7 protein-coding genes and 1 rRNA gene are annotated in these 7,563 nt (G+C 69.3%); all 8 read left to right on the top strand.

The features are described 5' to 3' along the window. Positions 1-103 precede the first annotated feature (103 nt). The 8 genes from rrf (at position 104) to ftsR (ending at position 7,532) form a co-directional block, all read left to right on the top strand. A 5S ribosomal RNA gene (gene rrf, locus ABEA77_RS12710) occupies positions 104-220 on the top strand. Positions 221-368: 148 nt separating this feature from the next. Continuing rightward, a complete protein-coding gene (clsA, locus tag ABEA77_RS12705; RefSeq protein WP_345645535.1) occupies positions 369-977 on the top strand; it encodes a cardiolipin synthase ClsA in 609 nt (202 codons plus the stop codon). A gap of 112 nt (positions 978-1,089) precedes the next feature. Further along, positions 1,090-3,585: a sugar phosphate nucleotidyltransferase gene (locus ABEA77_RS12700; protein WP_345645532.1), complete on the top strand. Its 2,496-nt coding sequence runs from the start codon at positions 1,090-1,092 to the stop codon at positions 3,583-3,585. Positions 3,586-3,688: 103 nt separating this feature from the next. Next, positions 3,689-4,642 (top strand): DUF881 domain-containing protein, encoded by a 954-nt coding sequence (locus tag ABEA77_RS12695; protein ID WP_345645529.1) that lies wholly within the window; start codon positions 3,689-3,691, stop codon positions 4,640-4,642. Beyond that, positions 4,639-4,971, top strand: coding sequence for a small basic family protein (locus ABEA77_RS12690; RefSeq protein ID WP_345645526.1), 333 nt, complete (start codon positions 4,639-4,641; stop codon positions 4,969-4,971). Before ABEA77_RS12695 ends, ABEA77_RS12690 begins: the two co-directional genes overlap by 4 nt. Before the next feature lie 5 nt (positions 4,972-4,976). Then, positions 4,977-5,759 carry a DUF881 domain-containing protein gene (locus tag ABEA77_RS12685; protein ID WP_345645523.1) on the top strand — a complete coding sequence of 261 codons (783 nt, stop codon included), beginning with the start codon at positions 4,977-4,979 and terminating at the stop codon, positions 5,757-5,759. A 148-nt stretch (positions 5,760-5,907) separates the two neighbouring features. Continuing rightward, positions 5,908-6,774 (top strand): double zinc ribbon and FHA domain-containing protein, encoded by an 867-nt coding sequence (locus ABEA77_RS12680; protein ID WP_345645547.1) that lies wholly within the window; start codon positions 5,908-5,910, stop codon positions 6,772-6,774. A gap of 14 nt (positions 6,775-6,788) precedes the next feature. After that, complete coding sequence (gene ftsR, locus ABEA77_RS12675) at positions 6,789-7,532, top strand: transcriptional regulator FtsR (protein ID WP_345645521.1); 744 nt, start codon at positions 6,789-6,791, stop codon at positions 7,530-7,532. Positions 7,533-7,563: the final 31 nt, after the last annotated feature.

Here is a 7,563-nt window from a genome sequence, read left to right as displayed (position 1 = left end):
TTGACCGGTACTAATAGGCCGAGGGCTTGTCCATAGAGGCTCGCGTCCACTGTGTTGGTTCTGAAACCACGAACGGCTGTTTTGCTGGTTGGTTTCTTTGTGTTTCGGTGGTTATAGCGTAGGGGAAACGCCCGGTTACATTCCGAACCCGGAAGCTAAGCCTTATTGCGCCGATGGTACTGCAAGGGGGACCTTGTGGGAGAGTAGGTCGCCGCCGAACAGTTTTTGAAAAAGAGGGAGTTGGGGAGGGCCCGCACCGGGTGGTGCGGGCCCTTTCTGCGTTGTGCAGGCCCCCGTCGCCACGGGCCGGTACCCGTGCGGGTAGGGTCAGGTGGCATCGTCAGATCGTTCCCACAGGAGGCCCCCGGGTGGAGGTCCAGGAGACCCGCGTACAGACGGACCGGGTGCTCACCGTCCCGAACATTCTCAGCATGGCCCGCCTGGTCGGCGTACCGGTGTTCCTGTGGTTGATCCTGCGGCCGGAGTTCGGACAGTCCAAGGCCGACGGCTGGGCGCTGCTCGTGCTGGCGTTCAGCGGTGTCAGCGACTACCTCGACGGCAAGCTCGCCCGGCGCTGGAATCAGATCAGCAAGCTGGGGCGGCTCCTCGACCCCGCCGCCGACCGGCTCTACATTCTGTCGACCCTCGTCGGGCTTACCTGGCGGGACATCCTGCCGCTCTGGCTCACCGCCGTACTTTTGGCGCGCGAGCTGATGCTCCTCGTCATGGTGGGCATTCTCCGCAGGCACGGCTATCCGCCGCCCCAGGTGAACTTCCTGGGGAAGGCGGCTACCTTCAACTTGATGTACGCCTTCCCGCTGCTGTTGCTCAGTGACGGAAGTGGGTGGCTTGCGTCACTCGCCGAAGTTTTCGGATGGGCGTTCGCAGGATGGGGTACAACCCTCTATTGGTGGGCAGGGATTCTGTACGTGGTCCAGGTCCGCCGGCTTGTCAACGCAGACGCGGTGACCGGCTGATCCCGTCACAGTGGCCTTGCAGCGTCGCAGAGCCGCCCGCCTGACGCCAGGCCCGGTGAGCCCTGACGGGTGAAGTCGGCGAGATCGTCTCTTCGAGGAGGACGCTTCCGACATGAAGGCCGTCGTAATGGCCGGTGGTGAAGGTACTCGGCTTCGCCCCATGACCTCAAGCATGCCCAAGCCGCTCCTGCCGGTGGCCAACCGGCCGATCATGGAGCACGTGCTGAGGTTGCTCAAGCGCCATGGACTGACCGAGACCGTGGTGACCGTGCAGTTCCTCGCGTCACTCGTCAAGAATTACTTCGGCGACGGCGAGGAGCTGGGCATGGAGCTCAGCTACGCCAACGAGGAGAAGCCGCTCGGCACCGCCGGCAGCGTGAAGAACGCGGAGGCGGCCCTCAAGGACGACGCCTTCCTCGTCATCTCGGGCGATGCTCTGACCGACTTCGACCTGACCGACCTCATCGCCTTCCACAAGGAAAAGGGCGCGCTCGTCACCGTGTGCCTGACCCGGGTCCCGAACCCGCTGGAATTCGGCATCACGATCGTGGACGAGGAAGGCAAGGTCGAGCGCTTCCTGGAGAAGCCGACCTGGGGCCAGGTCTTCTCCGACACGGTGAACACCGGGATCTACGTGATGGAGCCCGAGGTCTTCGACTACGTCGAGGCCGATGTCTCCGTCGACTGGTCCGGAGATGTCTTCCCGCAGCTCATGAAGGAGGGCAAGCCGATCTACGGCTATGTCGCCGAGGGCTACTGGGAGGACGTGGGCACCCACGAGAGCTACCAGAAGGCGCAGGCCGACGTCCTTGAGGGCAAGGTCGACGTCGAGATCGAGGGCTTCGAGATCTCGCCCGGCGTCTGGGTCGCCGAGGGCGCGGAGGTCCACCCGGACGCGGTGCTGCGCGGGCCGCTGTACATCGGGGACTACGCGAAGGTCGAGGCCGGCGCCGAGATCCGGGAGCACACGGTCATCGGCTCCAACGTGGTCGTGAAGTCCGGCGCGTTCGTCCACCGTTCCGTCGTCCACGACAACGTCTACATCGGCCAGCAGTGCAACCTCCGCGGATGCGTCATCGGCAAGAACACCGACGTCATGCGGGCCGCGAGAATCGACGACGGCGCGGTCATCGGCGACGAGTGCCTCGTCGGCGAGGAATCGATCATCCAGGGCAATGTCCGCGTCTACCCGTTCAAGACGATCGAGGCCGGCGCGTTCGTCAACACGTCGGTGATCTGGGAGTCGCGAGGACAGGCGAATCTGTTCGGCGCGAGGGGCGTCTCCGGCATCCTGAACGTGGAGATCACCCCCGAACTCGCGGTCCGGCTCGCCGGGGCGTACGCCACGACGTTGAAGAAGGGCTCCACGGTCACCACGGCCCGTGACCACTCACGTGGCGCGCGCGCCCTCAAGCGGGCCGTGATCTCGTCGCTGCAGTCCAGCGCCATCGACGTGCGCGACCTGGAGAACGTGCCCCTGCCGGTCGCCAGGCAGCAGACCGCGCGCGGCAGCGCGGGCGGCATCATGATCCGCACGACGCCGGGTGTGCCCGACTCCGTCGACATCATGTTCTTCGACGAGCGGGGCGCCGACCTGTCCCAGGCGGGGCAGCGCAAGCTCGACCGGGTCTACGCGCGCCAGGAGTACCGCAGGGCGTTCCCCGGCGAGATCGGGGACCTGCAGTTCCCGTCCAGCGTCTTCGACTCGTACACGGGCGCGCTGCTGCGCAGCGTCGACACGACGGGCATCGCCGAGGCCAACCTCAAGGTCGTCGTCGACGCGTCGAACGGCAGCGCGGGGCTCGTCCTGCCCAGCCTGCTCGGTCGGCTCGGCGTCGACTCGCTGACCATCAACCCCGGCCTCGACGAGTCCAGGCCCACGGAGACCCCCGAGTCCCGCAGGTCCGGGCTCGTACGGCTCGGCGAGATCGTGGCGTCGGCGCGGGCCGCGTTCGGTGTGCGCTTCGACCCCGTCGGCGAGCGGCTCTCCCTCGTGGACGAGCGGGGCAAGATCATTGAGGACGACCGGGCGCTGCTCGTCCTGCTCGACCTGGTCGCCTCCGAGCGGCGCAGCGGCCGTGTCGCGCTGCCGGTGACGACGACACGGATCGCCGAGCAGGTCGCCGCGTACCACGGCACCCAGGTCGAGTGGACGACGACGTCGCCCGACGACCTGACGCGGGTGGGCCGCGAGGAGACCACCATCTTCGGCGGCGACGGCAGGGGCGCCTTCCTGGTGCCGGAGTTCAGCAGCGTGCTGGACGGCTCAGCGGCGTTCGTGCGACTCATCGGCCTGGTGGCGCGTACCCAGCTCACCCTCAGCCAGATCGACGCGCGCATCCCGCGGGCCCACGTCCTGCGGCGCGACCTGGCCACGCCGTGGGCCGTCAAGGGCCTCGTGATGCGGACCGTCGTGGAGGCCGCGGGAGACCGACAGGTGGACACCACGGACGGGGTGCGGGTCGTGGAGGCCGACGGCCGCTGGGTGATGGTGCTGCCCGACCCGGCGGAGGCCGTCACCCACCTGTGGGCCGAGGGGCCGGACGACGCGTCCGCGCAGGCCCTGCTGGACGAGTGGTCCACCATCGTGGACAGCGCAGGGCACTGACCGCCCGCTGCCACGGACATGGCCCGCGGCCACGGACGCGGGCCATGTCCGTGGCGCGGGGCCGTGTCGGTGGCGGGCGCGGCGACATGCGACGATGTGCGGCATGCCGCAGCAGTCCCCCACACGGAGCACCGACGCGGGGCGAGCGCGTCCCGACGCGTCGATGTCGCTGCTGACCAACGTGATGGACCACAGCCTCGACGACGGGTACGCCGAGGCGGCGGCGCGCAGGCGCGCCGGGGACGGCGCCCTGCCGCGCACCCTGCGGGCCAAACTCTGGCTCGGCGGCGGCCTCGTGCTGGCCGCGCTGGTGGTCACCCTGGGCGCCGCGCAGACCCGCCACGCGGCGCCGGTCGTGGCCAAGGAGCGCCAGGAGCTCATCGACCGGGTCGGCAGCGAGACCCGGCACGCCGACGCGCTGGAGCGCGAGGTGGACGGGCTGCGGGCGGACGTCGGCCGCCGCCAGCAGGCCGCGCTGAAACAAGACGGACGCGGTTCCGGACAGTTGGTGTCGCTGCTGGCCGGTGCCACCGCTGTGCGCGGACCCGGCGTGAAACTCGTCGTGGACGACGCCAAGGACTCCGAGTCGGGTGGCGAAGGCGGCCCGCGCGAGAACGACGACTTCTCCGACACGGGCCGGGTGCGCGACCACGACCTGCAACGTGTCGTCAACGGCCTCTGGTCGTCAGGCGCCGAGGCCGTCTCCGTCAACGACCAGCGGCTCACGGGGCTTTCGGCCATCAGGGCCGCGGGGGACGCCATACTGGTCGACAACAGGCCACTGGTGCCGCCGTACACGGTGCTCGCGGTGGGGGACGGCGCGAAGCTCGCGTCCGCCTTCCGCGGCAGCGCCGACGGCAGGTACCTGGCGTCGCTCAAGAACGACTTCGGCATCCGCACGTCCCTGTCCGCGCGGGACGACGTGCGGCTGCCCGCCGCGCCGAGCCTGATTGTGCGGACCGCGAAGCCGGTGCCGTCCGGCGACGGCTCGCCGTCCACCGCAGCGAGCCCGGGTGAGGCCGGGGAGACAGGGAAGACAGGGAAGGGCACATCGTGATCGCCGTACTGGGCCTCGTCATAGGAGTCGTGGTCGGGCTGTTCGTCCGGCCCGAAGTGCCGGCGGTGGTCGAGCCCTACCTGCCGATCGCCGTCGTCGCCGCGCTCGACGCGGTCTTCGGCGGGCTGCGCGCCATGCTCGACGGCATTTTCGTGGACAAGGTTTTCGTGGTGTCGTTCCTCTCGAACGTGGTGGTGGCCGCGCTGATCGTGTTCCTCGGCGACAAACTCGGTGTCGGGGCGCAGCTGTCCACCGGTGTCGTCGTGGTGCTCGGCATCCGGATCTTCTCCAACGCCGCGGCGATCCGCCGGCACGTCTTCAGGGCCTGACGCCGATGAGTACCTCACAGCCCCCGGGCGTCCAGGGCCAGGACACGCCCCCGGAGGGCAGACCGCCGGTCAGCGGCAGGCAGCGGCTCGCCGCAGGACTGTGGCCGCCGCGCGTCACCCGGGCCCAACTCGCGGTGGCGGTGCTGCTGTTCGTGCTGGGCCTCGGTCTCGCCGTCCAGGTCAGGTCGCACAGCGACGGGAGCGCGTTGCGCGGCGCGCGTCAGGAGGATCTTGTCCGTATCCTCGATGAACTGGACAACCGCACACAGCGTCTTGAGGACGAGAAGCAGGATCTGGTGGATCAGCGTACGGGTCTTGAGAACAGTTCGGACCAGGCGGAGGAGGCGCGCAGGCAGACGCGTAAGAAGGAGCAGCAACTCGGCATCCTCGCCGGCACGACGGCGGCGCAGGGCCCCGGGATCACCCTGACCGTGCAGGACGCACGGCACACGGTGGAGTCCGACATGCTGCTCGACACGGTCCAGGAACTGCGGGCGGCGGGTGCGGAAGCGATCCAGGTGAACGGTGTACGCGTCGTCGCCGACACCGACTTCACGGGAACGGGGGGTGACATCGCGGTGGACGGCAGGGCCGTACGGCCTCCCTACCGGTTCACGGTGATCGGCCGGCCCCAGGACCTGGAGCCGGCGCTCAACATCCCGGGCGGAGTGGTGCAGACACTGGAGAAGGAGCAGGCCACGGCCACCGTGACCGGCTCCTCGAAGGTGGTCGTGGACGCCTTGCGACCGGCGAAGCAGCCTGGCTACGCTCGGTCGTCCTCCCGGTGACGCGGGGGTGCATGGCGCAGGTGCCGTGCGGGCAAGAGGTTGCGGGGGGTCGACGCACGATCAGCGTGATGTGTGGTGGAAACTGTTCGGTGTATACGGACGCTGTCAAGATGTCCGGGTCGGCAGGCGTGTTCAGTGAGATGTCGTCCTGCCCCACGGGCGGGTCTGTTTCGGTCAAGGGGAATCGCCCGTGAATTGGTTTGCGAAGTTGTTCGGCAAGAAGACGCGCGAGGAGGGCGGCAGCGCCCGTCACCGTGCGTCGCGGCAGGGGCAGGACGAGGAGCAGGGCGGCGGCCGGCCCCTCTTCCGCGACGAGGTGGGCGGCTCCGCGGGCACCGGCGCGTCGTCTGTTGACCCTGCTGGGCAAGGCCGCATAGGTTTCGGGGAACCGTCAACCTCAAGTACGAGTGGAGACTTTCCCACGGCCTCGTTCGCGACCGACCCTCGGGCGGGGCAGCCACGGCAGGAGGACCCCGCCATGTCGGCCCTGGTTTGCTCAAGATGCGGGCATCGGAACGCCGAGGCCAGCCGTTTCTGCTCGAACTGCGGCGCTCCGCTGCGCGCCGGTGTGCCGAGTGAGCGCGCCTCCGAGACGACGTCCACGATCTCCATCTCCGGCCTTGAGGCGTACGATCCGGAGACCACCGGGCAGACGCAGCTGCCCACGCTCAGCCCCGAGGCCCAGGCGGCCGTCGAGGCGCTCCCGTTCGGCTCGGCGCTGCTGATCGTCCGCAGGGGCCCCAACTCGGGCAGCCGCTTCCTGCTGGACGGCGAGCTGACGACGGCGGGACGCCACCCGCAGAGCGACATCTTCCTGGACGACGTGACGGTCTCGCGTCGGCACGTGGAGTTCCGCAGGGGCGCCGACGGGCTGTTCACCGTCTCCGACGTCGGCAGCCTCAACGGCACCTACGTCAACCGTGAGCGGATCGACTCGGTCCTGCTGGCGAACGGCGACGAGGTCCAGATCGGCAAGTACCGGCTGGTCTTCCACGCGAGCCAGCGGGGCGTGTGACCCCCGGAGGGCACGTGTTGCGTACACCGAAGGGCGGTGCCGACCGCGGCACCGCCCCGGCGGGCGAGCCGCTGGTGAGCATCGGAGCGGTGCTCACGCGGCTGCGCGACGAGTTCCCCGAGGTCACCATCTCGAAGATCCGCTTCCTTGAGGCTGAAGGACTGGTGGAGCCGCGCAGGACCCCCTCCGGGTACCGCAAGTTCAGCCCTCAGGACGTCGAACGGCTCGCCCTGGTGCTGCGCATGCAGCGGGACCACTATCTTCCCCTGAAGGTCATCAAGGAGCATCTGGAGGCCCTCGGACGCGGCGAGCAGGTGGCGCTGCCGGGGCCCCAGCGGGACCGCGACAGCTGGCCCGTGGCCGCGGTCCCTGAGCAGGAAGGGCCGACGGCTGCTCGGGTGGGGCGCGCCGAGCTGCTCGCCGCGCTCGAGGTGTCGGCGGACGACCTGGACGCGTGGGAGTCGTACGGGCTGATCGCGGCACAGCCCGACGGCAGCTATGACGCGGACACCGTCCAGGTGGCGCGGCTGGTGGCGGATCTCGGCCGTTTTGGCCTCGAACCCCGCCATCTGAGGATCATGAAAGCGGCCGCCGAGCGGGAGGCGGGGCTGGTCGAGCAGGTCGTCGCGCCGCTGCGCCGGCACCGTAATCCGCAGACCAGGGCCCATGCGGAGGCCACCATGCGGGAGCTCGCGGGACTGTCCGTACGGCTGCACGCGGCGCTCGTGCGTACCGCGCTCCATGGCCGGCCGGACTGATCCCGGCGGTGCCCGACTACCCAAACCCGCA

The organism is Streptomyces tremellae (genome assembly GCF_039540215.1).
Taxonomy (GTDB): Bacteria; Actinomycetota; Actinomycetes; order Streptomycetales; family Streptomycetaceae; genus Streptomyces; species Streptomyces tremellae.
This window is presented reverse-complemented; position numbering and strand designations above follow the sequence as displayed.

What these genes read in the sequence shown, in the direction of transcription:
- ABEA77_RS12700 (WP_345645532.1), top strand. Translation starts at nt 1,090, where the DNA reads ATGAAGGCCGTCGTAATGGCCGGTGGTGAAGGTACTCGGCTTCGCCCC.
- ABEA77_RS12695 (WP_345645529.1), top strand. Translation starts at nt 3,689, where the DNA reads ATGCCGCAGCAGTCCCCCACACGGAGCACCGACGCGGGGCGAGCGCGT.
- ABEA77_RS12685 (WP_345645523.1), top strand. Translation starts at nt 4,977, where the DNA reads ATGAGTACCTCACAGCCCCCGGGCGTCCAGGGCCAGGACACGCCCCCG.